The sequence below is a fragment of the Citrobacter sp. CRE-46 genome (genome assembly GCF_059615875.1).
Genome location: NZ_CM184341.1, coordinates 4,106,050 through 4,131,646 on the forward strand (window position 1 = coordinate 4,106,050; position 25,597 = coordinate 4,131,646).

The 25,597-nt window shown below is 50.0% G+C and carries 27 protein-coding genes; 16 read left to right on the forward strand and 11 right to left on the reverse strand.

Annotation, left to right across the window (positions count from 1 at the left end; all coding sequences use genetic code 11):
• Positions 1-11: 11 nt before the first annotated feature.
• From AC534G_RS20070 to flgB, 3 genes are read right to left on the reverse strand one after another with little or no spacing between them, the layout of a single operon-like run.
• Complete coding sequence (locus tag AC534G_RS20070; RefSeq protein ID WP_085047734.1) at positions 12-899, reverse strand: flagellar hook capping FlgD N-terminal domain-containing protein; 888 nt, start codon at positions 897-899, stop codon at positions 12-14.
• On the reverse strand, positions 899-1,330 hold the full coding sequence (gene flgC, locus AC534G_RS20075; protein WP_006685942.1) for a flagellar basal body rod protein FlgC: 432 nt from the start codon (positions 1,328-1,330) through the stop codon (positions 899-901). The genes AC534G_RS20070 and flgC overlap by 1 nt, the downstream gene beginning before the upstream one ends.
• 2 nt (positions 1,331-1,332) lie before the next feature.
• A complete protein-coding gene (gene flgB / locus AC534G_RS20080; protein WP_042310529.1) occupies positions 1,333-1,680 on the reverse strand; it encodes a flagellar biosynthesis protein FlgB in 348 nt (115 codons plus the stop codon).
• Between the two features lie 82 nt (positions 1,681-1,762).
• Here flgB and flgA point away from each other — a divergent pair, with 82 nt between their 5' ends.
• The 9 genes from flgA to AC534G_RS20125 all read left to right on the forward strand — a co-directional run bounded on the left by flgA (position 1,763) and on the right by AC534G_RS20125 (position 11,745).
• Complete coding sequence (gene flgA / locus AC534G_RS20085) at positions 1,763-2,530, forward strand: flagellar basal body P-ring formation chaperone FlgA (RefSeq protein ID WP_199981040.1); 768 nt, start codon at positions 1,763-1,765, stop codon at positions 2,528-2,530.
• Between the two features lie 99 nt (positions 2,531-2,629).
• Positions 2,630-2,917, forward strand: coding sequence for a flagellar biosynthesis anti-sigma factor FlgM (gene flgM, locus AC534G_RS20090; RefSeq protein ID WP_496594457.1), 288 nt, complete (start codon positions 2,630-2,632; stop codon positions 2,915-2,917).
• 12 nt (positions 2,918-2,929) lie between these two features.
• Positions 2,930-3,358: a flagellar protein FlgN gene (flgN, locus tag AC534G_RS20095; protein ID WP_038637617.1), complete on the forward strand. Its 429-nt coding sequence runs from the start codon at positions 2,930-2,932 to the stop codon at positions 3,356-3,358.
• A 135-nt stretch (positions 3,359-3,493) separates the two neighbouring features.
• Complete coding sequence (locus AC534G_RS20100) at positions 3,494-4,438, forward strand: lysine-N-methylase (protein WP_110498702.1); 945 nt, start codon at positions 3,494-3,496, stop codon at positions 4,436-4,438.
• A gap of 56 nt (positions 4,439-4,494) precedes the next feature.
• A complete protein-coding gene (locus AC534G_RS20105; protein ID WP_110498703.1) occupies positions 4,495-7,056 on the forward strand; it encodes a glycosyltransferase in 2,562 nt (853 codons plus the stop codon).
• Between the two features lie 31 nt (positions 7,057-7,087).
• Positions 7,088-8,164, forward strand: a complete 1,077-nt coding sequence (locus tag AC534G_RS20110) for a glycosyltransferase family 2 protein (protein ID WP_110498704.1) — start codon at positions 7,088-7,090, stop codon at positions 8,162-8,164.
• On the forward strand, positions 8,161-9,276 hold the full coding sequence (locus tag AC534G_RS20115) for a DegT/DnrJ/EryC1/StrS family aminotransferase (protein WP_038637606.1): 1,116 nt from the start codon (positions 8,161-8,163) through the stop codon (positions 9,274-9,276). Before AC534G_RS20110 ends, AC534G_RS20115 begins: the two co-directional genes overlap by 4 nt.
• A complete protein-coding gene (locus AC534G_RS20120) occupies positions 9,273-10,541 on the forward strand; it encodes an ATP-grasp domain-containing protein (protein WP_110498705.1) in 1,269 nt (422 codons plus the stop codon). The genes AC534G_RS20115 and AC534G_RS20120 overlap by 4 nt, the downstream gene beginning before the upstream one ends.
• Before the next feature lies 1 nt (position 10,542).
• On the forward strand, positions 10,543-11,745 hold the full coding sequence (locus AC534G_RS20125) for a sulfatase-like hydrolase/transferase (RefSeq protein WP_110498706.1): 1,203 nt from the start codon (positions 10,543-10,545) through the stop codon (positions 11,743-11,745).
• Between the two features lie 17 nt (positions 11,746-11,762).
• Here the strand turns inward: AC534G_RS20125 and AC534G_RS20130 are convergent, their stop codons facing one another.
• Genes AC534G_RS20130 through AC534G_RS20165 form a run of 8 tightly spaced genes read right to left on the reverse strand, consistent with a single transcriptional unit; the run spans position 11,763 to position 18,713 of the window.
• Positions 11,763-12,158, reverse strand: a complete 396-nt coding sequence (locus AC534G_RS20130) for an FAD synthase family protein (protein ID WP_038637597.1) — start codon at positions 12,156-12,158, stop codon at positions 11,763-11,765.
• The gene (gene fliJ, locus AC534G_RS20135) at positions 12,155-12,598 is read right to left on the reverse strand and encodes a flagellar export protein FliJ (protein ID WP_087856494.1); all 444 of its coding nucleotides are present in this window, start codon (positions 12,596-12,598) and stop codon (positions 12,155-12,157) included. Before fliJ ends, AC534G_RS20130 begins: the two co-directional genes overlap by 4 nt.
• 2 nt (positions 12,599-12,600) lie before the next feature.
• Positions 12,601-13,941: a flagellar protein export ATPase FliI gene (gene fliI, locus AC534G_RS20140; RefSeq protein ID WP_038637588.1), complete on the reverse strand. Its 1,341-nt coding sequence runs from the start codon at positions 13,939-13,941 to the stop codon at positions 12,601-12,603.
• Complete coding sequence (gene fliH, locus AC534G_RS20145; protein WP_038637585.1) at positions 13,934-14,644, reverse strand: flagellar assembly protein FliH; 711 nt, start codon at positions 14,642-14,644, stop codon at positions 13,934-13,936. Before fliH ends, fliI begins: the two co-directional genes overlap by 8 nt.
• Before the next feature lie 3 nt (positions 14,645-14,647).
• Complete coding sequence (locus AC534G_RS20150) at positions 14,648-15,664, reverse strand: flagellar motor switch protein FliG (RefSeq protein ID WP_038637583.1); 1,017 nt, start codon at positions 15,662-15,664, stop codon at positions 14,648-14,650.
• A complete protein-coding gene (gene fliF, locus AC534G_RS20155) occupies positions 15,642-17,321 on the reverse strand; it encodes a flagellar basal-body MS-ring/collar protein FliF (protein WP_038637580.1) in 1,680 nt (559 codons plus the stop codon). The genes AC534G_RS20150 and fliF overlap by 23 nt, the downstream gene beginning before the upstream one ends.
• Positions 17,322-17,325: 4 nt before the next feature.
• Positions 17,326-17,679 carry a flagellar hook-basal body complex protein FliE gene (gene fliE, locus AC534G_RS20160; protein ID WP_110498707.1) on the reverse strand — a complete coding sequence of 118 codons (354 nt, stop codon included), beginning with the start codon at positions 17,677-17,679 and terminating at the stop codon, positions 17,326-17,328.
• Between the two features lie 47 nt (positions 17,680-17,726).
• On the reverse strand, positions 17,727-18,713 hold the full coding sequence (locus tag AC534G_RS20165) for a sigma-54 interaction domain-containing protein (RefSeq protein WP_110498708.1): 987 nt from the start codon (positions 18,711-18,713) through the stop codon (positions 17,727-17,729).
• Positions 18,714-19,306: 593 nt separating this feature from the next.
• Here AC534G_RS20165 and AC534G_RS20170 point away from each other — a divergent pair.
• From AC534G_RS20170 to flhA, 7 genes are read left to right on the forward strand one after another with little or no spacing between them, the layout of a single operon-like run.
• On the forward strand, positions 19,307-20,170 hold the full coding sequence (locus AC534G_RS20170; protein WP_038637570.1) for a FliM/FliN family flagellar motor switch protein: 864 nt from the start codon (positions 19,307-19,309) through the stop codon (positions 20,168-20,170).
• A complete protein-coding gene (locus AC534G_RS20175; protein WP_003838856.1) occupies positions 20,163-20,534 on the forward strand; it encodes a FliM/FliN family flagellar motor switch protein in 372 nt (123 codons plus the stop codon). The genes AC534G_RS20170 and AC534G_RS20175 overlap by 8 nt, the downstream gene beginning before the upstream one ends.
• Positions 20,531-21,289 carry a flagellar type III secretion system pore protein FliP gene (fliP, locus tag AC534G_RS20180; protein ID WP_038637565.1) on the forward strand — a complete coding sequence of 253 codons (759 nt, stop codon included), beginning with the start codon at positions 20,531-20,533 and terminating at the stop codon, positions 21,287-21,289. Before AC534G_RS20175 ends, fliP begins: the two co-directional genes overlap by 4 nt.
• A 12-nt stretch (positions 21,290-21,301) precedes the next feature.
• Positions 21,302-21,574, forward strand: a complete 273-nt coding sequence (locus AC534G_RS20185; RefSeq protein WP_038637561.1) for a flagellar biosynthetic protein FliQ — start codon at positions 21,302-21,304, stop codon at positions 21,572-21,574.
• Position 21,575: 1 nt separating this feature from the next.
• Positions 21,576-22,358 (forward strand): flagellar biosynthetic protein FliR, encoded by a 783-nt coding sequence (locus AC534G_RS20190; protein ID WP_038637559.1) that lies wholly within the window; start codon positions 21,576-21,578, stop codon positions 22,356-22,358.
• The gene (gene flhB, locus AC534G_RS20195; protein ID WP_199983198.1) at positions 22,348-23,487 is read left to right on the forward strand and encodes a flagellar biosynthesis protein FlhB; all 1,140 of its coding nucleotides are present in this window, start codon (positions 22,348-22,350) and stop codon (positions 23,485-23,487) included. The genes AC534G_RS20190 and flhB overlap by 11 nt, the downstream gene beginning before the upstream one ends.
• Positions 23,471-25,564, forward strand: coding sequence for a flagellar biosynthesis protein FlhA (gene flhA, locus AC534G_RS20200; protein ID WP_038637552.1), 2,094 nt, complete (start codon positions 23,471-23,473; stop codon positions 25,562-25,564). The genes flhB and flhA overlap by 17 nt, the downstream gene beginning before the upstream one ends.
• The last annotated feature ends 33 nt before the right edge of the window (positions 25,565-25,597 follow it).

Here is a 25,597-nt window from a genome sequence, read left to right on the forward strand (position 1 = left end):
GATTAACTAAATCAGAGCACCATATTGCTGTTGGCGTTATCGCTTCCGTCGTCAGTATCTGGCGGCGTGGTGTCATCGGAACCGCTGGTTCCGTCGGTGCTGTCCGGTACGCCAAACTGGGTGATCATGGTGAATGGCACTTCGCCAACGCCGTCAACGTTGAGCACCGGCGTGCTGCCATCAAGCGGAATACGCACATCTTCCACCTGGCCCGTCACCTCGATCGGCACTTCCTCTTCCCCGGTATTGGTCACCACGGAAACGCTGTAATCGCCCGGCGGGATGCCGTAATCCGCAGGATTGATGTCGAAGTCCACCTGGCCTGGTCCGACGGAGGTTTCACCTTCCGGAATCAGCGACACGGTGTAGTCATCACCCGCTTCATCGGTAAAGTGCAGATCCACATCGGTACAACTGTCATCCAACGTGACGCGCCCCTGGATCGCCTTGCTGTTGTCTTCGATATCCAGCGAGGTGGTTTGCACCATGATGTCGTCGCCGACCATATTTCCCAGCGCCATCACCTGGATGTTGCTCATCAGCACGGCATTAGTGTTGGCCTGGACGCTCATCTCTTCCATCATCGCCACCTGCGCCATTGAGGAGAGCTGATCGATATAGGCCGTAGGATCGGTGGGATCGGTCGGGTCCTGGTTTTCAATTTCAGCCACAAACAGCGTCAGAAACGTGTCGACCGCCGAGGTTTCGGTGGACGTGGTGGTTGTTGTGGTGCTGCTGGTGTCGCTGGTATCCGTCGTTGACGACGTTGTCGAAGAACTGCTGTCTCCCACATTAGTGCTTTGCGCCGTGGCGCCGACGTTATTTTCAGCAACCGCCGTCGTCTTCTCCTGAGAAGAAGCCAGCGCCTGAGATTGGGCATACAGAGCCAGGGTATTCATTACACTTCTCCCAGTTTGAGTAAGCTTTGTTGCATACTTTTGACGTTATTCAGCACATCAACGTCGGTTTCAAAATCACGTGATGCGGACATCATGTCAGCCATTTGCTCGACCACGTTGACGTCCGGATACCAGACAAAACCGTTCTGATCCGCCATTGGGTGATGCGGCTCATAACGCTTTACCGCTCCGCCGCTTTGCATGACGTCCTGCACTTGTACGCTGGCGCCATCAATGGCGTGACGGTTATGTCCCCCTATCAGGCTATTGTTGTAAACCGCGGCAAAAACCGGGCTGCGCGCCTTATAGGCCTGCGCCTCGCTGCTGGCAGGAGATTCCGCATTCGCCATGTTGCTGGCGACGGTATTCAGACGGATGGTTTGCGCCGTCATCGCCGAACCGGAAATCTGGTAAATATCAGTAAACGACATGGTTATTTCCCTTCAATGGCCTCTTTGATGCCGCTAAGTTGCAGATTCAAAAAAGTCAGACTGCTTTGATAATCCATACTATTTTGTGAAAACCGGGCCTGCTCGGTATTCAGCTCTACGGTATTGCCATCCTCTGAAGGCTGCATCGGCACGCGGTATTTCACGTCAACCTCGGGCGGAACATTTGTACGACTTGCCCGTTGCATCTCAGCGGCAAAATCAATATCTTTGGCTTTGAAATTTGGTGTATCGACGTTTGCCAGATTCGCAGTCAGTAGCTCGGTCCTCTCAAGACGTAACTTCACTGCCAGCGGATGTACACCCAATGCCTGCTGAAAACTGATTCCCATTTCTTGCATCACTCCTGCGTAGATATCGCTGTTATTAGCAATATGTATGCCAACTTTTAAGTGATTGATGAGAAATGACTTTATGAAAAGACACCCTCACAGAAGGAAGCCCTCTTTCCTCTTTGCCGTGGAAATGATGCTGGCTATATGCTGTGGCTTACCCATATATGCCGCCGTCCATCCCATTCAGCACAGCGCCCGGGAACAGATCAACGCGCAGATTCTCAATGCCGCCAGTCATGAAATTGACGCGCTGGCGCGCAAACAGCAGTGGCGGGACTATCGCTACACGTTCAATATTTATATTCCCTCCGCCGTCAGCACCAGCGCGCTATGCGCGTCGGCGCCGCAGGTTACCTCAAGCACATCACCGGAGATGGTCCTGTCACGAATGAACTTTGTGGTCAGTTGTCCGGGCAGCAATGGCTGGCAATTTAACGTGGCGGTACGCCCCGATGTGTCGATTCCGGTGGTCATGCCAAAGTCGTTGATTGCGCGAGATACGGTAATCACCGCCGACGACCTGCAGCTTAAAAAATTCAATATCAGCAACCAGCGCGAAGGGTTGATGACGAATATCGATGAGGCGATTGGTCTCACCAGCAAGCGCGCCCTGCAACCGGGCAAACCGATTACCCGTAGCGAGCTGGTACTGCCCGTACTGGTCAAACGCGACCAGCCGGTGATGATCGTCTCCCACATGGCCGGGATCACCGCCTCAATGCCGGGCGTGGCGTTGAAGAATGGTCGTAAAGGGGATGTGATAAAAATTCGCAACAGCAGCAGCCAGCGGATCATTAGCGGGATGGTGGACGATACCGGCGTGGTCACCACGCTGACGGCGGAATAGTGCGGGGATTTTTTGTGATGGGATTAAAGTTTTCCTCTATTACCGTCGCTTTTAGCCAATAACAGATAACCAACCCAACGGAATATGTACGAGGTTGCTATGAAAATTACCCCAACTCTGCCAGGAAATCGCCCTGCATCGACAACCGAACAGGCGCGTGCAGACAAGAGCAGCGTGCAGACGAGCGCGTCCAGTTCCGCATCGCTTTCCGCCGACGATATTACTCAGGCGGGATTACAAACGGCGCAGCAAACGCTGAACAGTGATACGCAAAGTGACGTTGATTACGACAAAGTGACGCAAATGCAGGCCATGCTGGCCTCAGGCGATTTGCAGGTTGATACCGATCAACTGGCTGGGGACATGCTCAGCTTTTTCCAGAAATAAGAGGCTACAACAGTGAGTACCAGGCTACAGCAGGTGAAAACTCTGCTTCAGGGCATCCGCGAGGACGGGACGCGGTATGACGCGCTCAGACACCAGTTGGAACAACAACGTCTGTGTATGATCCGTCGCGACAGCGACGAACTACTGGCCGTCAATGAACTTATTCAACAGCATTATGAGCAGTTGCAAAACAGCAGCCAACAGCGCCGGTCGCTCCTGCAACTGCTGGGCGTAAGCGTCAATCGTGCAGGGATAGAACAGGTCTTTAGCTGGTTGCCGGGCGTGCAGAAAACTGCCGCAGAGGGCTGGTGGCAAAGCCTTGAGCAAAAAGCGAAACGCTGCAAGATGTACAACGAAAAAAACGGCGATCTGCTGATCCGCCAGTATGAATTTATTCAGGCTTTTTTAGGTACTGAGCCCGATTTTATTTACCAGCGCTAAAACTTCCTTCCCTGACGCGGAAACCGGCTTTCCGCGCCTCATCTAACCAATTGATATAAATATAATTAAAATTCAGGCATGGATATTGCACTGTCATAGCCAGATTTTGAATATTGGGATTACTGAGAACACATTATGAGTATGATTGATTGTTACGAGCCTGACTTTGTCCGGTTGTTTTTATCCCACCATCCGGATTCCGCTTTACTGGTCAATGTGCGCTGGAAAACGGAAGTTCGTCAGAGTCTGGTCTTAACCGATCCGGCCAGCTGCCAGGCTGCATTAGGCGATCCCAATGCCTTTGTCTTGCATCATTCAAAATGTGCGGCCGCCCCTGACAGCCCGACGTTATCCCTACGCGATCAGGTATTGAATCAATCTGCTCTGAATACTATTACCCTGCCAGGCTTGTCACCGGAGCTGCGCCTCTATGCGCTGGGCATCATGCTCTCTTTTTGTGAGAAATGCCCAGACAGTAGCGACGAGACGCTGGAAAAGCTGGCTTCGCTACCGCAGGTGCTGGCTGACCATGCGCAAAGTGGAAAACTGCAGGAGCAATTCGCACAACTGCCCAGTCTGCCCCAGTTGCAGCGGGAAATGATCACCCAAATGGGCAACTGCGATTTCAATTGGGAACTGTTGCCGGAAAGCGCGCGTAAGCTGACCTTGCCCCTGCAGGTAAGCCTGCTGATGCTGCAAGATGCTAACAGTGAAGCCTTGCTCCAACAGCAATTGCATGATCAGTGGTTAATGACCTGGGAGCGCTATTTCGCGCAGGATGCCTGGATTTTCAGTAACTATCTGATTTATCGCCTTTATCACGATACCTTCCCGCAACATGACGATGAAAGCGCGCTCCAGCGTTTCTTCTGGCTGGTCGCTGACGTCTTTATGATTCGTACACTGTTTTGCCTGTGGACACTGGACGGTTCCGCATTAAGCCACGACGAAATTTATGCCCTTTTCGCGCTGTTTGAAGCGTGGCGCAATAGCGAGCATGCCATCTCGCTGCGCCAGCATATTGTGAACATATTGCCGGGAGACCCTCTGCTCTCGGCGTTTTCCCTGATTACACGTTAGCACCTGTTGACCGGGTGAATGCCCGGTCCTTTTTCGAACCGCGAATACACATCACCATGCCTGAGACCTCTAAAGCTCGTTCCGCCCTGACCGGCATTGTCAAAACGCTGGAAACTGGCCGTGAAAAACCGTTTGTCAGCGTCATTACCCCAACGTGGAACCGCGCAGCTTTCTTACCCTATTTACTGTATATGTTCCGCTACCAGGATTACCCTGCCGACCGCCGGGAGCTGGTGATCCTCGATGATTCCCCGCAAAGCCATCAGTCGGTCATTGACAGGCTGACGCAGAATCACCCGGAGAAATTTAATATTCGTTATATCTATCATCCGGAAAAACTGACGCTGGGCAGAAAGCGGAATATGCTCAATGCGCTGGCGTTAGGTGAATATATTCTGTGTATGGATGACGATGACTATTATCCGACGGATAAGATCTCTTACACCATCGACATGATGCAACGTCATCGGGCGTTGATTTCGGGTTCCGATCAAATCCCCATCTGGTATAGCCATATCAACCGCTTGTTTAAAAGCCGCAGCTTTGGCCCGCAAAACATTCTCAACGGCACCTTTTGCTACCATCGCAATTATTTGAAAAAGCACCGTTACGATGATGAATGTAACTTAGGCGAAGAAGAAGGATTCACCAATCAATTCACCGTGAATCCACTGCAATTGCCGGGCGAGCGCACCATCATTTGTATCTCGCATAGCCAAAATACGTTCGATAAAGACTTTGTATTGGGAAGCAGCGAGCCGCAGGAAACCACGCTGGCACAGGCGGTTACCGACCCAATGCTAAAAAACTGGTATCAAAGCCTGCATAACGCCACGCATCATCAACCGATCCGCTGGGATTACATTGATCAGGTGGTGATCGTGAATCTGGATTCGCGCCCGGATCGTTTAGCGCACATCCAGCAAGAGCTGTCGTTTCTTAATTTTCCCGCGGAAAAAGTTACCCGACTGGCCGCATCAGTAGCAACCAATGGCCAGATTGGTCGCCGTCAGTCCCATATGCAGGCGCTGCAACTGGCGCATCGTCAGGGCTGGAAAAACTACCTGTTACTTGAAGATGACAGCGTGATCCTCAAGCAGGAAAAGCATATTCGGGTACTCAATTCGCTCCTGAGCGCGTTACCTAATTTTCCGTGGGAAGTGGTCATCCTCGGCGGAGAAATTAAGCAAGGCAGCGAACTGAAAAGCCTGCAGGGCATGATCCATGCCCGCGACTGCAATAAAGTTTGCGCCTATCTGGTAAACAGCCGTTATTACCCGACGCTGGCTCAGCAAATGGAGCATGACCTCTCCGACACCCTCGAAGGGCAATGGCAACCGCTGCTACGTGAAGGAAAATGGCTCTCGTGTTATCCGAGCATTTGTTATCAGCGTGCGGGATATAGCGATATCGAAAAGAAAGAAACCGATAACATCGGCTACTACTTCAATAAAATTAATAAAAAACCCGAGACCGTCAACGCGCTGGTAAGCAACTCGCAACCGTCGACTTCCACTCATATCGATGCCATTGGCTTCTATATGGAAACATCGCTGCATTACACGGTGTACCGCCCCATTATTAGCGCGCTTCAGGCGATGGGCCATTCTTGCTCGTTGTTGGTGAGTGACAAAATACACAAGTCGTTTCTGGATGAAATGACAGCGACGATTAAAACCATTAACGACTCTGCGCTGGGCGGAACACGCCTTTCTACGGTCATTGAGCAACGCCAGCGTTTCAAATGCCTGGTAAGCCCCTACTACACGCCGTTGCTAAACGGGCTGGCGGATACCCATGTGCGTGCCATGTATGGCCTGGCGAAAGAAGAGTGGAACCATGCCTGGTGGAACGCTTTTTATCATCGCATCCTGTGCTACAGCCACTATAGCCAGCACGCGCTTGATATTGGCGGTAGTGCAAAAGTGGTCGGTAATCCCCGCTTCGATGAGTGGCACAACCACACTTTTGATAACACGTTGCCAAACAGTCTGAAGCTCAATGCGAAAAAACAGACCATTCTGTATGCCCCTACCTATGGCGCGCTAAGCTCGCTGCCCCATTGGGCGGAACAGCTCGGTCGCTTAAGCCATGAATATAATATCGTCACAAAATTGCATCATGGCACCCTTCACAGACCGGAGGAAACCGCCTCTCTGGCGCTGGCGCAGCGCTATTTAAAGAACAGACTCGACGACCCACACCATCTGCTGGCGCTTATTGCACAAGCAGATTACATCCTGACCGACAGCAGCGGCTTTATTTTTGACGCTATTCATATGAATAAACGCGTCATTTTACTGAGCTGGCCAGGTATGGCTTCGCTATTGGATGGACAACAAAGTTTCTCTACCCCTGACAGTGCCGATCAACGTATCCGTGACATTCTCCCGGTGGCTCAGGATATACAGGCGTTACGCAACGCGCTCTCCGACGCGTTTGATTGGGCTGCGTTGGAAACGCCGTTAGCTGAGATTCGCCGCCACTATTGTGATGCATTTATGGATGGACAGGCGGGGAAACGGGCAGCTCAGGAAATCGTAAGCCTCATCGAGGCGTCGCCCCAACAACACAGCAATACGTTGCTGATAAGCCTGCAACAGAAGTTATTTAGTTGATAACACAGTAATTGTCGCCAGAGATGAATCTATGCCAACGCCTTTAGTGAGTATTATCGTCACCAGTTATAACCACGATGCTTTCCTTGAAGAGGCGCTGGATAGCGTCTTTAACCAGACGTGGAAAAATATCGAAGTGATCATCGTCGATGATGCGTCTACCGATCGGTCTGTTGATATCATTAAAAAATATCAACGGAAATATAATTGCAAAACGATCCTACGCGAAACTAACTATTATTCGCAGAAAAATAAAATTGGTGATAAACCGATCATCGAGGCAATGAATATGGCCTCGGGTAAATATATTGCTGTCGTCGACTCTGATGATCTTATCGTCCGCACCAAAATCTCCCATCAGGTTAATCTTCTCGAGAAAAATCCACATTGCGTCATGTGCTATAGCGCCATTGAGGTCATCATGCCTGATGGCTCGCGTTTTCCCTACAGCGACATATTCCTTGATGGCGATGTTTTTCATCATCTTCTGGTATCTGGCAATCTCAGTCTTTATATCGGATCGTTAATCCGCCGCGAGGCGTATCTGAAGTTAGAACGCTCCGATCCTGAACTGGTACAGGAAGACTGGGATATGTTTCTGAAACTTTCCCGCCAGGGGCATTTTATTTCATCCCGACGTTTAGTGGCTTACTACCGTCGCCATGACAACAACACCTGGTACAGAAAAGATAACAGCAAATTAATGTACCAAAACCGGATGATGATCCTTAATCAGTGGAAACATGAAGAAGCCTGGGTAGACGCGATGAACAGCCGCTGGAAGCAGTATGCTCATCCCGACCATACGCTGATCAAAGAAGATATTGACGAACTGTTGCTTAAACAGCCAACCGACCCCTTGCTACATTTCCAGGGTTTTATCGTGGCCATTCACCATAAAGACGTCAGCAAAGCACAATATCATATTGTTCAGGCCATCATCTATTGTGATAGTCGCCTGGAAATATTACCTCAATTATATTTTGCCGCGTTAAAAAGTATTACTGATAAGAAGATTAGAAGCACGCTCCTTACCAGTCTGAAAACCAGACTGCCAGAACACTATCAACAGATTAGTGAAAAATTCCCTCAGGACCCTCAGCAATGAAACAAGCAGATCATAACCTTATTACGGTTACCAAACCTTTCTTGCCTCCACTCGAGGAGTTTATGCCGTATCTGCAAGAGATTTGGTCAAGTAAGCAGTTAACCAATAATGGCGTCATGCATCAACTGTTAGAGGAAAGGTTAGCGTCTTACTTGAACGTCCCTTATATCTCTCTGTTTTGTAATGCGACTATCGCGTTAATTGCTGCAATGCAAACGCTGAGAATTAAAGGCGAGGTCATTACCACCCCTTATTCTTTTGTTGCCACGACTCATAGCATTCTCTGGAACCAATTAACGCCAGTATTTGTTGATATTGAACCACACAGCTTTAATATCAACCCGCACCTGATTGAGTCGGCCATTACCCCGAAAACAGGGTTAATTATGCCGGTGCATGTCTACGGCCAAAGCTGTAACACCACTGAAATAGAAAAAATTTCCAATAATTATGGTATTCCCGTCATTTATGATGCGGCACATGCTTTTGCTGTAGAAGATTGCGGCGGAAGCATTCTACGTCATGGCGATCTTTCGGTCCTCAGCTTCCATGCAACAAAAGTGTTCAATACTTTTGAGGGTGGCGCCATCGTCAGTTACGATAAAAAAACAAAACAACGGATCGATTACCTGAAAAACTTTGGTATTGCTGACGAGTTAACCGTTGTCGCGCCAGGCATCAATGGCAAAATGAATGAAATCCAGTCGGCTTTTGGTCTCTTACAATTAAATTATATTGATGAGGCGATAGCCAGGCGCCAAAAAATCGATCGCTGTTATCGAGAGCAACTCGCCAACACGCAAGGGATCGTTATTCCTGACAGCAATGCCAATCTTAAGAGTAACTACAGTTATTTCCCAATCCTGGTGCGCCCCGACTATAAAATGTCGCGAGACGCGTTATACGATCATCTCAAAAAACATAACATTTTAACACGGCGTTATTTCTACCCGCTGCTGTCGAATCTTAACATGTACAAAAACATGTCTGGCGCCAATAAAGAGACGCTGCCCGTGGCGAACCAAATCGCCGAACAGGTGCTGTGTCTGCCGATTTATCCTGATATGACCCCCGAAGAACTCAGCACTATTATTGAGCTCATAACAGCATGATCAATGTACTTATCTTCCCTGCAGGGACCGAAATTGGCAGAGAAATTTACCTGTCTCTTCGATACGAAAAAAACGTAAATCTGGTTTTAGCCGGGGCGGATTACGATAGCCATGCCCGTCATTACACCAGCGAGTACCATATCGTACCTGACGTTACGCATTGCAATTGGTTACCCACATTGCAGGCATTAGTGCTGCAAGAAAAAATTGATTACATTTTCCCGGCACATGATGAAGCCCTTCTTGCCTTATCTGAAAACCGGGGTGCGCTTTCCGCCACGGTACTCTGCCCATCGCAAGAAACCTGCCAGATTACGCGTTTTAAAAGTAAAACATATCAGGCTCTCACACAGTCAATTCCCACCCCGCAGATCTTTAACGACGTTACTGAGATAGAGCAATGGCCCGTTTTTGTTAAACCAGATCGCGGTCAGGGCGCGCAGGGAGCAGCGCGTGTTGATACCCCAGCCATGCTGGCATCATTACAGGCAGAAAGAGATGATCTGATTGTTTGTGAATATTTAAGTGGGGAAGAGTTTACGGTTGATTGTTTTTCCGATCGCGCTCAGGGATTACTGTTTTGCCAACCTCGCATACGCTCACGTATACGTGCCGGTATTGCAATGACCTCAACCTTAGTGAGTCTGCCGGAAGTGGACGCTTACGCTCGCGCTATTTCGCAGCAATTGCAGCTCTACGGCGCATGGTTTTTTCAGTTGAAGCGTTCTGCCTCAGGTACTTTGACATTACTGGAAGTCGCGCCGCGTATTGCAGGCACAATGGCGCTTAATCGTGCCAATGGCGTTAATTTCGCCATGCTGACGTTGTACGAAAGTATGCGTGTAAACGTTAAATTGCACCCGCTCAGTAAAAACCTGCAAATTACACGTAGCTTAACGAATCACTATACGCATAATTTCACGTTTCGACATGTCTACATCGACTACGATGATACCGTCGTCATCAAAGATAAACTCTGCGTGCCTGTCTTCACTTTTCTCTGCCAATGTCTGAATCGCGGGATAAAAATTCATCTCATTACGCGTCATGCCGGTGACATTTATGCTGAACTGGCGAAACGGCGGATTAACAATTTCTTTGACACCATTACCCACTTGGGTAAAAACGATAAGAAAAGTGATTATATTGACGAGGCCGACGCCATATTTATCGACGACAGTTTCTCTGAACGACAGGAAGTTAATTCGGTCACCGACCTCCCTGTCTTCGACATCAGCATGCTCGAACTATTAATATGTGAATAACATGAAGAAAAATATTATATTTTTGCATCTCGAAAGTCTCAATCACACGATCTTTAACAATCGCCAGTGGTTTCCTTTTACGAATAAAATTTATAACCAGTCGCTACGACTCAATAATTTCATTTCTACTGCCACCTCCTCACTGATGGCATTTAGCGATCTCTTGCATGGTGATGACAATACGTTAGAACATAACACCCATCTCGAAGAAAACATCTCCATCCATCGTCACGGCCCCGCGCTTTTCGACGTTTTAAAGCAGCACGGATACACCGCTGCTGGTATGGGGTATCCCAAAAACTGGGCAAATGTGGATACCATCTGGAGTGAAACGGATACTTTTAATTGGTATGACAGCGCGAAAATAATGCAGGCTGAAATGCAGCAGGTCATTTCCCGCCCGGAGCCCTTCGCGCTCTATCTGTGGAACCTCAGTAGTCATCTGTGTTATTACGATGATATCAAAAAAGGGGGCAGTAACAGCCTCGAACGCTGGCAGCGTGGCTACCAAAGTATGGATTTAATGGTCGGTCAGACCATTAAGATGTTGATGGAAAACAAAAAGCTTGATAATACAATGATTATCGCCTTTGGCGATCATGGCGATGACTTTTGGGGACACGGATTTAATGGCGGTTATACGCATGGTATTGAACCCTACACGCCATTAGTTCATACCCCAGCATTTATTTTCTGTCCAGGCATGAAAGCCGTTGATTTAAACCATATGGTCAGTATGGTCGATATCTATAATACAGTACTGACCTTACTTGATATTACACCTGCTGAAGGTATTGAAAAACAAGCTTTCGCATTAACGCCACAACGCCGTTTTTGTTACAGTCGTAATCTATTTGCACAACAGAAAAGTCAGCATGGCGGAAGTCCACTCAAGAAAGGGTATGCCATCACTTCCGAACACTTTCACTTAATGAAGGTCGATAATCAGCTAAAGATGTTTTTATGGAAGGCTGACCCGGCAAATCATTTTGATATATTACCCTTAATTAAATATAAGAAATCAGGAGAAGCTTACCTTGATCTTGATAAAGCACATCGGCAACGTACTGGCGGCATTCATCCGCATATGCAGCATTTTTTCTCAGCCGACATGGTACCGTTGATTGTGCAACATATTGATGATATGAAATTACAGCTGGATGTGTGGATAAAAAATAAAAACAAGATGAAACCGGAAGAATAAACCAGTCCACGAATTTTTTATTTGTATCCCTTCACCACCTCAATAATCGAGGTGGTGGATATCGATGGTGTTCTGGGAAAATAGACCACTTCGCACAGGTACGACAAACTATCAAAGCGTCCGGCCCAGTCATCGCCCATCACCAGCGTATCAGCGTTAAACTGGCGAATATAATCTGCTTTTTTCTCCAGCGACTCTTCGAGAAACACGCTGTCCACGCATTTCAACCCGGCAACAATCCCCATGCGATCGCTTTGGCTATAAACCGGCATCCGGCCTTTTTTATGCATATTTAGCGCATCTGAGGAGACGCCGACAATCAGCCGCTCACCCAACTGCCCGGCGCGTTCAAGAATACGCAGATGCCCAATATGAAAAACATCAAATGTGCCGAAAGTAATGATCGTTTTCATACCAGTCCCAGCGTCTTCTGTCTTAGCCAACATTGCGCGGCGATTTCATCTACGGCTTTTTGCTCTTTTACCTGCGCCTCATTGCTCAGCGCGTAACGCTTATCTGCCAACGTCATGGCGACAATTTTCTCTTCACAAGCCGCGGCGACCAGATTTTTTTGAATACGCTGCTCTTTGATTTTAGCCAGCGTTTTTTCCTGTTCCTGCCAGGCAATCACCGTGCGTAGCGTGCCTTTGTATCCGGTCACGTTTTTGAGTGATTCAACCGAAGGCGCCTCAACGCCGGTGCTGGTTTTTTGAATAAGGTAACCCAGCGCTTTGATGTTATTGTCAAAGCCGGTACAGACCTGCTGCTGTTTAGCCAACTGGACCGTCATGTCTTTGACTGATTTATCCCGCAGACGCTGCAACTGCGCCAGGGTATCAATAATTTGCCGCATGATTATTTACCTTCCGTTTTCTTTGCCTGGGGGAAAAGGGCCTGTAAACGACTTTGCACCAGTTCAAGTGACGCGGGTTCACTTACCTCCTGACGCAGGAAACGCTCGATGGCGGGGAACACTTTGACGGCTTTATCAACGCTGGGATCGGCTCCGGCAACATAGCCTCCCAACGGGATCAGCGGCTTAATTTCCATATAGGCGGCATAGTTTTGTTTCAGCAGACGGGCCGATTGCTGATGCTCGTAGGGCGTAACCTGGGTCATGCATCGACTGATCGACTGCCCAATATCAATGGCTGGATAATGCCCGGCTTCCGCCAGCTTACGGGTCAGTACGATATGCCCATCCAACACCGCGCGCGCGCAGTCAACGATTGGATCCTGTTGGTCGTCCCCTTCCGCCAGCACCGTGTAAATGGCGGTCATTGACCCTTCACTTTCACTGTTGCCGGCGCTTTCCACAAGCTTAGGGATCATACCGAACGCCGAGGGCGGATAGCCTTTCGTCGCCGGAGGTTCTCCCAATGACAACGCGATCTCACGCTGCGCCATGGCATAACGGGTTAACGAATCCACCAGCAATAAAACGTGATGCCCACGATCGCGAAACCAGGCGGCGATAGAGTGGCACAGCTCGGTGGCTTTCAAACGCATCAACGGCGACTCATCCGCCGGAGCCGCCACGATAATGGATTTTGCCAACCCTTCCGCGCCCAGGGAGTGATCGATAAACTCTTTCACCTCGCGGCCACGCTCGCCAATTAACCCCACCACCACGATGTCGGCCTTGGTCTGGCGGGTGATCATCCCCAGCAGCACACTTTTTCCCACGCCGCTGCCAGCCATCAACCCCACGCGCTGGCCTTTGCCGATAGTTAATAACCCGTTGATTGCTTTTACACCAACATCCAGCGGTTGGTTCACCGACCGACGCGTAAGGGGGTTGATAGACGGCGCCTGAGGTGGCAGCACGTCATTGCCGGTCAGACGGCCTTTGGCATCCAGCGGTTCGCCCAGGCCATTGACCACCCGCCCCAGCCAGCTTTCGCTGATCAGGATCTCCTGGGCTTTTTCTTCGGGGAATACGCGCGCCCCCGCCATCAGTCCGACAGGGTGTTTGAAGGGCATCAGGTAGGTGATATCACGATTAAATCCCACCGCCTGCGCGTCGATCAGCGTATGGTTTGCGCTTTCAACACGGCACAACTGGCCGGTTACCAACGGGCAGCCCACGCTCTCCAGCAAAATACCGTTCACGCGAACCAGTCGCCCGGCAACCCGGGCTAAAGGAATCGACTCAATAGAACGCAGCGCGTTGTCGAAGCTGGAAAGATCACTCACCCGTCGGCTCCGGCAGCAGCGACTCTTTAAGTGCCGACATACATTGCTCGAGGCGATGCTCGCAGCCAATATCCAGCTCGGATTTATCGGTAATCACCCGACACTCGCCCGCCTGCAGATCGGGAGAGGGAGTCAGTCCCCAGGCTGTGACCTTCTCAGGCGCGACATCTTTGATGCGGTTAAATTCTTCGTTACTCAGCAGCACCTGTAGCGACTCAGGCATCGCCGGAAAGGCCGAAATTGCCTCTTCGACCAACGATAATAGCTGCGTCGGTTGCAGCGCCAGCTCACAGCGAATCACCTGGCGGGTCACCTTTTCAACCAGCTGCAACAGGTCTTCCCGCTGTTTACGCTGGACGTGCGCCAGATAGTCATTCACTTTGCCGGAGATAGCCTCCAGCGGCTGGGCGGCGCGTTCAAACTGCTTGCGCCCTTCCTGCTGTCCGGCCAGGCTGCCTTCAGTGTATCCCTGACGACGACCTTCATCGTGCCCCTTCTGATGACCTTCCTGAAAACCCTGCTCCTGGCCTTCGGTCATCCCCTGCTCAAAACCTTTTTGCAGCCCTTCCTGGAAGCCGTCCATCAGTTGGCGCTGATAATCCGCCGGAGTAATCCCCGGCGTGAGCTGTTCAGCCTGTAGATGGCGCTGGCGAGGAGGAAAACGATGCAGCCGGTAACGACCACGAATGGTTTCAATCGCCATAGGTTACTCCGCCGTCTGTTCAGCAAACAGCTGTAGCTGTATTTCACCCGCTTCCTCAAGTTCGCGGGCAATTCCCATGATTTCACGGCGTATCTGCTCAATACGGCTCACCGGAACCGGACCAAGACGTGAGGTTATCGCCTCCAGTTGTTGTACCTGACGCTTAGGCATCACAGCATAAATCGAACGGCGTAACAGCGCTTCAGTACCTTTCAGCGCCACCGCCCAATCTTCCATCGGTACTTCGTCCAGCAGACGACGACGCACTTCGTCAGTTTGGCGGCTCAGAATAAAGAAGTCGTACATTTCATCCTGCAACTGTTCGAGCACATTTTCATCGCGTTCGCGCAGCTGATCGAGAATCACCTGTTGATTTCCCTGGAAGCGGTTCACGATATCCGCAGCCTGCTTGATCCCTTTCACTTTCGAGCCATGTTCAGAAAGCACCGACAGCCCACGCTCGATCAAACGATCCAGCTCATCCACCACGTCCCTGTTCACATCGTTCAGTTTAGCTACGCGATAGAGGATCTCGTTTTGCACTGACTCATTCATGTAAGACAGTACCGTGGCCGAGATTTCTGGCGTCAGGAAGGCAAGAAATACGGCCTGTAGCTGCAAATGCTCTTCTGAGATCAGTATCGCCAACTGGCGCGGCTCCACCCACTGTAAACGCGCCATCCGCGAACGGATCTCATCGCCATAAATACCGTTGATCACGCTACTGGCGATTTCTGTGCCCAGCGCTTTATTGAGGATCCCTTGCAGCATGGAACGCGATGCGCCGTTGATACCGCTTTGTTCGCGGAATTCATCAAAAAAGTTATTGATCACTTTTTTAGCTATGCTGGTTTTTACCCCAGACAGACGCGCCATGTTTTCACTCAGGCGAACCACCTCTTCGCGGCTGAGTTTTTGCATCACCGTGGCTGCCGCCTCCTCGCCCAGACACAGCAATAAAATTGCGGCCTGTTCCAGATAGCTATTGTTGCTGCCGTTATTTATTGTCAATTCGCTCATTGCTGGTAATCCATTGTCTGAGAACTTCAGCTACGCGATCGGTGTCGCTCATCGCCAGTTTTTGCAGGAACTCCAGCTTCACTTCCAGACCGGAGCTCTGCGAAGGCAGGCTATCGTCACCAGGGAAAGAAGGCAGTTCGATATTTTTACGTTCATCTTCAGCGGCCGCAAAATGGGGTTTGTCCGCAGGAATCGCGATCGGTGCAGCGTCCAGCGCCAGCTCTGGCGCCGACGTCCGGCGACGTTCGGCGGTCAACCGTTTCATGACCGGGCGAACAACAAACAGCAGCAACAGCAGAGCCAACAGACCGCAGCCAATCAGACGCACCCAGGCCAGAATGTCGTCATCCTTCCAAAAGGGGACCACCGGCTCGACGGGGATCGACTGCGGCACAAAATTAAGCAGCGATAAAGACAGATTGTCGCCACGCCTGGCATCAATCCCGGCGGCGTTATTCAACAGCGCCGTCAATTGCGTGGTTTGCTCCGGTTTCCAGTTCTTCAACGCAGGCGCGCTCTGGTTAAGTACCACAGCCACATTTAAACGTTTAATGTCGAAACCGGGATGCTGGATATGTTCAACGCTACGGTCCCAGGAGTAGTCGCGTTTGTTCTCGCTATGCTTTGACAACGCAGCGGGCTGGTTAGATTCCTCTGGCGCGCTTCCATTGGCGCCATTCGTCACTTGATTTGCCGCCACTGGAGGACGATTACTCAGCGAGCCGGGGATCCCCATGGCGATTTGGCTGGTATCGCTATCGAGTACCGTCTCTTCACGGTTAACTTTTGGCGTGTCGCCGTAATGCTCCTGGGTTTCGTCGATATTGCTCAGATCGAGATCCGGCATCACGCTCACCCGGTAGTTGCCAGTGCCGACCAGCGAGTCGAGAACGTTTGCGAGGCTGGCGCGGGTCTTATCCTGAATATCTTTGAGGATCTGGTCGCGCTTACGCGTCGCCGCAGAAACCGCTTCACCCGCGCCAATACCGTCGGACAATAAATTCCCCGCCTGGTCGACAACGCTGACCTGCGAAGCTTTCAAATCAGGCACGCTGCCGGACACCAGGTGCACGATAGCATTCACCTGGTCCAAATCCAGCTTGCTGCCATAATGCAGACGCACCACCACCGAGGCGCTGTTTTGCGGTTCGTCGCTGACGACAAAGGAACTCTCTTCATTCAGCGCCAGATGCACTCGGGCGCTCTCGACGGCGTCCAGCGTCATGATGCTCTGCGCCAGTTCGCCTTCCAGACTCCGCTTGTAGCGAACGTTTTGCACAAACTGACTGGCGCCCAGCACTTCATCTTTATCCATCAGTTCATAGCCGCTGGGCAGCATGGCCTGAACGCCTTTCGCCGCCAGCGTCATTCGCGTTTTGGACAAGGCCTCTTCCGGAACCAGAATTTGTCCGCTTTGCGGATCGATGCGGTATTCCAGCTTTTCACCATCCAGCACGGTGACTATCTGCGAAACCGGGATATTTTCCTGGCTACCGTACAGCGAAACATAGCCGTGGTTGCCATTCCATAGCACGCTGACAATAATGGCGGTAGCCGCAACAGCCGCTGCCGCCAGTAACGCCAGACGTTTATTACCATCCAGCCTGAAAGAGAACGATGGTAAAAACTGAGTAACTTTTTTTATTAGTTCATTCATAGCGTTAGACTGACATGCTCATCAGGTCATTGAATCCGGAAGCGACTTTATTACGTACCTGCACCAGCGCGGAAAACGATAACGATGCCTGCTGGCTGGCGATCATCGCCCCCGCCAGGTCGTCGCTTTTCCCCATCTCAATGGCCGTTTGTTTTTGTTCCGCAACCTGCTGGAACCGATCAACATGATTCAGCGCCCCTTGCATAACGCGGTCGAACGAAACCGGAGATGATGCCTGCTGGGCGTTAACCTGCATCGGCGAAAGGACGGGCGCTTGCACGACCGCTTTCATCTGCTGCATGTCCTGCATCATTTGCGTCTGCATCGTACTGGCTGGGGCTATCGTATTTATGCTCATGACCTACTCTTAAAATTAGAAAAGCGTTCTCGGTACCACAGACTGATTCAGGAAAAGATCTCTATTCCCTGTTTTCGCATTGATGCCAGACGATAACGAAGCGCACGTGGGGTGATTCCTAATAAATCAGCGATTTTGGTTTTATTACCCTGATATTTGCGCATCAGGTCAGCGATATATTGATACTGCGCGCTACGACCATGCTGGCCCAGATTGGCGCTGGTGGTGATTTGCGCGCTGGGTTTAGGTTGCCATTGCGGCTCGCTCCAGGAATCGGACTCAATAGATGGCAGACCTAACGTATCTGGATAAATAACGCCATCACGATTAAGGATCATTCCTCGTTGAATCGCGTTCTCCAGTTGGCGTACGTTACCCGGCCACGCATAGCTGAGTAATGCCCGGCGTGACGATTCAGAAAGCTTGATATTTTTTACCAGCACCGTGGAGTATTTTTTAATAAAGGATTCCGCCAATGGGATAATATCTTCCATACGCTCGCGCAAGGGCGGCATTGTCAACGGAATCACTGACATGCGATAATAGAGATCTTCTCTGAAGCGTCCTGCCGCAACCTCTTCTTCAAGGTTTTTATTGGTGCAGGCAATTAAACGAAAATTTAATTTGATGAGACGGTTACTGCCTAAACGCTCAACCTGTTGTTCCTGTAATACGCGCAGTATCTTGGCCTGTAGCGCCAACGGCATATCACCGATTTCATCCAGTAATAATGTACCGTTATTAGCTAATTCCATCTTTCCCGGTACGGTGGCCACTGCCCCGGTAAACGCCCCTTTATCATAACCAAAGAGCGTGGCTTCCAGCATATTTTCAGGAATAGCAGCGCAATTCACACCGATATAAGGCGCCGACGACTCCTGCGCAAATGCAATCGAGTGGATAAATTTGGCGATACATTCTTTACCCGTACCGGTTTCGCCATGGATAAGTACTGGAACATTAAAAGCAGCAATACGTCTTGCCATTGAAAAAACGTTAATGCTGGAGGCTGCTTCGGCAATAAGTTCAAACATGATTATTTACACTTAGAAGTAAAGTTAACATCCGTTACGAGAAATATACAAATCATTCCAAAGCACAATCATCGAATAATAGATATCACCCGTGCCATGTCTTAATCCCATCCTTGCTCATGTTTTACCGCCCTTTCACAGGGCAGCCCTATCGGAGACTATTTTCAAATAGGGTTTTTCCTAAAAAAATACTATCACCGGTATCATTAACAATCTTAAATTAAAAGATAATAAAAATATTATTCCTTAAAAAACAAACAACTACAAGAAAATCCGCATGAAAAATAGACAGCAAGATAACCCTACGCAGCGACAGACTGTAGGCGGGCAACATCACGGATGTGTAATTAATTATTTTTTAATTATAGTTCATCACCATTAATAACTTGCAGAAGGGAGGGGTAAAATATCTAATATCCAGCCCTGGATCAGTGAAGAGCCCAGGTACTGCATTTCATATCTAATGGACTTCAACACTATGAGAATAGCGTCAAGGATGAGTAATAAATTAAATGGATTTGTATTTTCTTTGATAACCGCGGGATTTGATATCAACTCATCCGCCCCAGAAATTACAGCTGAGAAAGCGCACCATGCTGAAATATAGTCAAACGCCCGGAATCTTTAAACTTGAAGGAAACCGGCTTGGACGTCCATATCATCGTCTGCCGACTATGTTTACGGGAAGTTTTGATACAATTGAATCACATCTTGGAAACTATTTCCTGAAAAAACACCGCACAAATATAACACTAAAAAAAATACAGTGTGAGATGGATGTTATCAATAAAAGTGCGGAGTTATTAGTTTCTCAGGTTGGGCATCTGGCCTTTGATATCGACCGCGCATTATTGTTAATGTTATTAGGTAACTTTTATGGTCTGGCATCATCTCTCGCCGACGAGAAGTCGCAGGATGATTTACCAACCAAAACGGAAATCCGCTTGCGAAGCAGACTGGCGCTGGATATTTGCAATATCATTTTTAATAAAAATATATCTGGTATTCCACTGACGCTCAAACCCGACAGCAGCACCATACAAACCCACTGGGCTTATCAGCTTACATTTGTATTAGGTGATGATGAGAATTGCAGTTTCCGCATCTTACTGGACGATTCGCATACCGATTATATTCTGAATTTGATTCGCCGTAGCGAGCATGGAGAGAAAAAAAAGCAGATTGATAAAGCCAGCGCTGAAACGCGTAAAAAAACGCTGATCAAAGAAATCATTCATACGCTGCCGCTAACCATGAACGTGAAGATTGCAGAAATTCCTCTGAATGTTGCCGACCTGACGACGATTAAACCCGGCGATATTTTACCGATTGCGATGCCTGATACTTTCCCTGTTTATATCGGGAAATCCGAATTATTTAATGCCCTGATCGTAGAGGATAAAGACAAACTGTTTTTGTCCGAATTAACGAGCAAGACGGAGAAATCCTATGAGTAAGCCAGAAGATATTTTAGAGCAAGGCTTCGAGTTAGCCCCCGAAGCAACTACGCCACCCGCGCCGTCTGTCACTGAAAAGCTGGTAGCGCGTTTAGAAGACCGTTTTTCCGAGTCGATGTCATTACTCAAACGTATTCCAGTCACGCTAACGCTGGAAGTCTCCTCCGTGGAGGTGATGCTGGCCGATCTGCTAAACATTGATGACGACACCGTCATCGAGATGGATAAACTCGCCGGCGAACCGCTGGATATTAAGGTCAATAATATCCTGCTAGGTAAGGCTGAAGTGGTGGTGGTCAACGAAAAATATGGCCTGCGCGTCCTTGAATTCAACACGCATGAAATTAACGACCTGGCACCATGAAACGCGCGCCAACACTCACGCTCTTACTGGGTATCTCGTTACTCATCCTTTCTCCCTTTGCCTGCGCGCAAGGGGGAGATATCCCGTTGCTGAATGTGGTTTCACACGGAAATAGCCAGGAATACAGCGTAAAAATCCAGGTCCTGATCCTGATGACCCTGGTGGGCATTCTGCCTACCCTGGTGCTGATGATGACCTGTTTTACCCGTTTTATTATTGTTCTTTCCCTGCTGCGTCAGGCATTAGGGCTGCAGCAAACGCCGCCGAACCGCATACTGATTGGCATTGCCCTGTCGTTAACCATGCTGGTGATGCGCCCAATCTGGATCAACATTTACGATCATGCCGTAGTCCCTTTTGAAAACGATCAAATCACGCTCCCCGACGCCCTGAGTACAGCCGCTTCGCCATTGAAACGTTTTATGTTGGCGCAAACCAATAAAAAAGCGATTGCGCAGATAATGACGATCGCCAACGCGAAAGGGAATGCAGTCGATCAGGATCTTTCTATTATCGTTCCCGCCTATGTGCTAAGCGAACTCAAAACCGCCTTCCAGATAGGTTTTATGATTTACATTCCGTTCCTCGTGATCGATCTGATCGTCGCCAGCGTACTGATGGCGATGGGGATGATGATGCTGTCACCGCTGATCGTTTCGCTGCCCTTTAAGCTGATGCTGTTTGTGCTTATTGATGGCTGGGCGCTGACCGTTGGTACGCTGACCTCCAGCATTCGCGGTCTGGGACTGGGCTAACGGAGAGCTGACATGCTAACCATTGATGTAGCCGCAGACATCGTCGCCAGCGGTATAAAAGTCGTGATCATTTTAGTCTGCGTGTTAGTCGTTCCCAGCCTGCTGGTCGGTATGTTGGTCAGCATTTTTCAGGCTGTGACGCAGATTAACGAACAAACGCTTAGTTTTTTACCCAGGCTGATCGTCACCCTCGCGGTATTAGGTATTTGCGGAAAATGGATGATCGTCCAGTTGAGCGATCTCTGCGTGCATCTGTTCTCTCAGGCCGCCATTCTGGTGCACTGACATGCGCGAAACAGATATTACACAGTTAAGTAATCTGATACTGGGCATGTGGTTTCCCTTCGTGCGCATTATGGCGTTTATTCACTACGCGCCGGTACTGGATAATGCCGCGCTGACCATACGTATACGCATTATTTTGTCCCTGGCGTTGGCCTTTATCATTACGCCGCTTATCCCCCACCCGGTACCCACCAGCCTGCTGTCGATCAACAGCATTATTTTGACCGCAGAGCAGTTTCTGTGGGGAATGCTTTTCGGCCTGATGCTGCAGTTTTTATTTTTAGCGCTACAACTGGCGGGCCAAATCCTCTCTTTTAATATGGGGATGAGCATGGCGGTGATGAACGACCCCAGCAGCGGCGCGTCAACGACGGTGCTGGCGGAAATGATCAACATCTACGCGGTGATACTGTTTTTTGCCATGGACGGGCATCTGCTGCTGGTGAGTATTTTATTTAAAGGCTTTACTTACTGGCCGATTGGCAATGCGTTGCATCCGCAATCTCTGCGCACGATTTCTCTGGCGCTGGGCTGGGTATTCGCCGCCGCCACGCTGCTGGCGCTGCCGACGACCTTTATCATGCTGATTGTTCAGGGCTGCTTTGGTCTGCTAAACCGTATTGCACCACCGCTCAACCTGTACTCATTAGGTTTTCCCATCAACATGCTGGCGGGTCTGTTCTGCTTTGCAACCCTGCTTTACAACCTGCCCGACCACTATTTGCACCTGGCGAATTTCGTCTTACAGCAGCTTGACGCGTTGAAGGGACACTATGGCGGATAGCAGTAGCGAAGAAAAAACAGAAAAACCCTCGACGCAAAAACTTCGCAAGGCCAGACAAGAGGGACAAATACCGCGTTCAAAAGATATGGGGCTTGCCGCCAGTCTGTTTGCCGCATTTATGGTGATCTCCAGCAGCTTTCCCTGGTACGAAGATTTCGTGCGCGAAAGCTTTACCAGCGTGCATCAGTACGCGCAGAACATTAATGACCCGGACATCATCGGTCAGTTCCTTGAACACCATCTGCTGATTCTGGGGAAATTCATCCTGACGCTGTTACCCATGCCGGTTGCCGCGCTGTTTGCCTCACTGGTTCCGGGAGGCTGGCTATTCCTGCCGAAAAAAATATTGCCGGACTTTAGCAAATTAAGCCCGATCAAAGGGATTGGTCGCCTGTTTTCCACCGACCATCTGGTGGATACCGGCAAGATGACGCTCAAAGCGATAGTGCTGCTGGTGATGCTATGGATCAGCGTACCCAATAACGTTGCCGCATTTCTCGGCTTACAAGAGCTTCATTTCAAACAGGCCGTCAGCGATGGTCTGGCGCTGTACAGCAGCATCATGCGCAACTTTGTCATCCTGTTTGTTTTCTTTGCGTTGATCGATGTCCCTCTGGCGAAAAAAATGTTCACCAAAGGGCTGAAAATGACGAAACAGGAAGTGAAGGAAGAGTATAAAAATCAGGAAGGTAAACCCGAGGTTAAGGCCAGAATACGTCGCTTGCAACGGCAAATGGCGATGGGGCAAATTCGTAAAGTTGTGCCAAAAGCCGATGTGGTAATCACCAACCCAACCCACTATGCCGTGGCGCTACAATACGACCAGTCACGCGCCGCCGCGCCTTTCGTGGTTGCCAAAGGCACCGATGAAATCGCGCTGTATATCCGGCAGGTAGCGGCAGAAAGCAATATTGAAGTCGTTGAGTTTCCTAAGCTGGCACGCTCCGTTTATTACACCACCCAGGTGAATCAACAGATCCCATTTCAACTGTATCGGGCGATTGCACACGTCCTGACCTATGTACTGCAAATGAAGCACTGGCGTGACGGTTCACAAGCACGTCCTTCGCTGAACAGACATATTTCCATTCCAAAAGAGGTTCTTAAACTGGATGCCGAAAACAACTAAACAATTCCTGGCCCTGCTGCGTAACGGTAACATCGGCATTCCGCTGGTTATACTGTGTATCCTGGCCATGGTGATCCTACCGTTACCACCGGCCCTGCTGGATATTCTGTTCACCTTTAACATCGTGCTGGCGGTGATGGTGCTGTTAGTGGCCGTTTCTGCAAAACGCCCGCTCGAATTCAGCTTGTTCCCGACCATTCTGCTGATCACCACCCTGATGCGATTGACGCTGAACGTGGCGTCAACACGCGTGGTATTACTGCACGGTCATATGGGCGCAGGCGCTGCCGGTAAGGTGATTGAGTCCTTCGGTCAGGTGGTGATCGGCGGTAACTTTGTCGTTGGTTTCGTGGTGTTCATCATTCTGATGATCATTAACTTTATCGTGGTGACCAAAGGCGCGGAGCGTATCTCCGAAGTTTCTGCTCGTTTTACGCTTGACGCCATGCCCGGTAAGCAGATGGCGATCGACGCCGATCTGAATGCAGGACTGATTAATCAGGCGCAGGCGCAAGCGCGACGTAAAGACGTAGCGGGCGAAGCGGATTTCTATGGCGCGATGGATGGTGCGTCAAAGTTTGTGCGCGGCGATGCCATCGCCGGGATGATGATCCTGGCTATCAACCTGATCGGCGGCGTCTGTATCGGGATCTTTAAATACGATTTAAGCGCCGAAGCCGCATTCCAGCAATACGTACTGATGACCATCGGTGACGGTCTGGTCGCCCAGATCCCTTCTCTGCTGTTGTCGACAGCGGCAGCGATCATCGTCACCCGCGTAAGCGACAGCGGCGATATTGCCACAGACGTGCGTAGCCAACTACTGGCCAGCCCCTCGGTGCTGTATACCGCCACCAGCATTATGTTTGTGCTGGCAGTGGTGCCGGGGATGCCGCATTTCCCCTTCCTGATTTTCAGCGCCCTGCTGGGATTCACCGCCTGGCGCATGAGCAAGCGCCCCAAGGTTGCAGAGACCGAAGAGAAAAATCTCGAAACGCTGACCAAAACCATCGCAGAAACCACCGAGCAGCAGGTCAGTTGGGAAACCATCCCTTTAATTGAACCTATCAGCCTGAGTCTGGGATACAAGCTGGTGTCGTTGGTCGATAAATCCAAAGGGAATCCGCTCACTCAGCGTATTCGCGGTGTGCGGCAGGTGATCTCAGACAGCAACGGCGTGTTGTTACCGGAAATTCGCATTCGCGAAAACTTCCGCCTCAAACCGACCCAGTACGCGATTTTTATCAATGGGATCAAGGCCGATGAGGCCGACATTCCCGCAGATAAGCTGATGGCGCTGCCCTCCAGTGAAACCTATGGCGAGATCGACGGTGTTTTAGGCCACGATCCGGCCTACGGTATGCCGGTCACCTGGATTGTTCCGGCGCAAAAAGCTAAAGCGTTAAATATGGGGTATCAGGTTATCGATAGCGCCAGCGTTATTGCGACGCATGTGAATAAGATCATTCGTAACTATATTCCAGAGCTGTTTAATTACGATGACATTACGCAGTTGCATAACCGTCTCTCTTCTATGGCGCCGCGTCTGGCGGAAGATTTAAGCGCAGCGCTGAATTACAGCCAACTGTTGAAAGTGTACCGGGCGCTGCTTATCGAAGGCGTGTCATTGCGCGATATCGTCACCATAGCCACCGTACTGGTCGCCAGTAGCGCTGTGACCAAAGATCATATTCTGTTAACGGCGGATGTGCGTCTGGCGCTACGTCGCAGCATTACCCATCCGTTTGTGCGTAAAGATGAGCTGGCGGTATATACGCTGAATAGTGACCTGGAGAATCTGCTGGCGAATGTGGTGAATCAGGCTCAGCAAAGTGGAAAAGTGGTGCTGGATAGCGTGCCGGTCGATCCCAATATGCTGAATCAGTTTCAGACCAATATGCCGCAGATAAAAGAGCAGATGAAAGCGGCGGGGAAAGAGCCAGTGCTGTTGGTCGCGCCGCAGTTACGTCCTCTGCTCGCGCGCTATGCGCGCCTGTTTGCCCCGGGCCTACAGGTGTTGTCTTATAACGAAGTTCCGGATGAGCTGGAATTAAAGATCATGGGGGCGTTGAGTTAACGCCTGGCGCGGCGGTGTGATTGCACCGCCTTT

Bases quoted from the DNA above. Each gene is read 5' to 3' on its own strand.
- flhB (WP_199983198.1), top strand. From the start codon at position 22,348: ATGGCGGATAGCAGTAGCGAAGAAAAAACAGAAAAACCCTCGACGCAA.
- AC534G_RS20175 (WP_003838856.1), top strand. From the start codon at position 20,163: ATGAGTAAGCCAGAAGATATTTTAGAGCAAGGCTTCGAGTTAGCCCCC.
- AC534G_RS20185 (WP_038637561.1), top strand. From the start codon at position 21,302: ATGCTAACCATTGATGTAGCCGCAGACATCGTCGCCAGCGGTATAAAA.
- AC534G_RS20100 (WP_110498702.1), top strand. From the start codon at position 3,494: ATGAGTATGATTGATTGTTACGAGCCTGACTTTGTCCGGTTGTTTTTA.
- AC534G_RS20130 (WP_038637597.1), bottom strand. From the start codon at position 12,158: ATGAAAACGATCATTACTTTCGGCACATTTGATGTTTTTCATATTGGG.
- flgC (WP_006685942.1), bottom strand. From the start codon at position 1,330: ATGTCGTTTACTGATATTTACCAGATTTCCGGTTCGGCGATGACGGCG.
- fliP (WP_038637565.1), top strand. From the start codon at position 20,531: ATGAAACGCGCGCCAACACTCACGCTCTTACTGGGTATCTCGTTACTC.
- AC534G_RS20120 (WP_110498705.1), top strand. From the start codon at position 9,273: ATGATCAATGTACTTATCTTCCCTGCAGGGACCGAAATTGGCAGAGAA.
- flgA (WP_199981040.1), top strand. From the start codon at position 1,763: ATGAAAAGACACCCTCACAGAAGGAAGCCCTCTTTCCTCTTTGCCGTG.
- AC534G_RS20190 (WP_038637559.1), top strand. From the start codon at position 21,576: ATGCGCGAAACAGATATTACACAGTTAAGTAATCTGATACTGGGCATG.
- fliH (WP_038637585.1), bottom strand. From the start codon at position 14,644: ATGGCGATTGAAACCATTCGTGGTCGTTACCGGCTGCATCGTTTTCCT.
- AC534G_RS20115 (WP_038637606.1), top strand. From the start codon at position 8,161: ATGAAACAAGCAGATCATAACCTTATTACGGTTACCAAACCTTTCTTG.
- flhA (WP_038637552.1), top strand. From the start codon at position 23,471: ATGCCGAAAACAACTAAACAATTCCTGGCCCTGCTGCGTAACGGTAAC.
- flgB (WP_042310529.1), bottom strand. From the start codon at position 1,680: ATGGGAATCAGTTTTCAGCAGGCATTGGGTGTACATCCGCTGGCAGTG.
- fliJ (WP_087856494.1), bottom strand. From the start codon at position 12,598: ATGCGGCAAATTATTGATACCCTGGCGCAGTTGCAGCGTCTGCGGGAT.
- AC534G_RS20070 (WP_085047734.1), bottom strand. From the start codon at position 899: ATGAATACCCTGGCTCTGTATGCCCAATCTCAGGCGCTGGCTTCTTCT.
- AC534G_RS20170 (WP_038637570.1), top strand. From the start codon at position 19,307: ATGCTGAAATATAGTCAAACGCCCGGAATCTTTAAACTTGAAGGAAAC.
- fliF (WP_038637580.1), bottom strand. From the start codon at position 17,321: ATGAATGAACTAATAAAAAAAGTTACTCAGTTTTTACCATCGTTCTCT.
- AC534G_RS20105 (WP_110498703.1), top strand. From the start codon at position 4,495: ATGCCTGAGACCTCTAAAGCTCGTTCCGCCCTGACCGGCATTGTCAAA.
- flgM (WP_496594457.1), top strand. From the start codon at position 2,630: ATGAAAATTACCCCAACTCTGCCAGGAAATCGCCCTGCATCGACAACC.
- AC534G_RS20150 (WP_038637583.1), bottom strand. From the start codon at position 15,664: ATGAGCGAATTGACAATAAATAACGGCAGCAACAATAGCTATCTGGAA.
- fliE (WP_110498707.1), bottom strand. From the start codon at position 17,679: ATGAGCATAAATACGATAGCCCCAGCCAGTACGATGCAGACGCAAATG.
- AC534G_RS20110 (WP_110498704.1), top strand. From the start codon at position 7,088: ATGCCAACGCCTTTAGTGAGTATTATCGTCACCAGTTATAACCACGAT.
- AC534G_RS20125 (WP_110498706.1), top strand. From the start codon at position 10,543: ATGAAGAAAAATATTATATTTTTGCATCTCGAAAGTCTCAATCACACG.
- AC534G_RS20165 (WP_110498708.1), bottom strand. From the start codon at position 18,713: ATGTTTGAACTTATTGCCGAAGCAGCCTCCAGCATTAACGTTTTTTCA.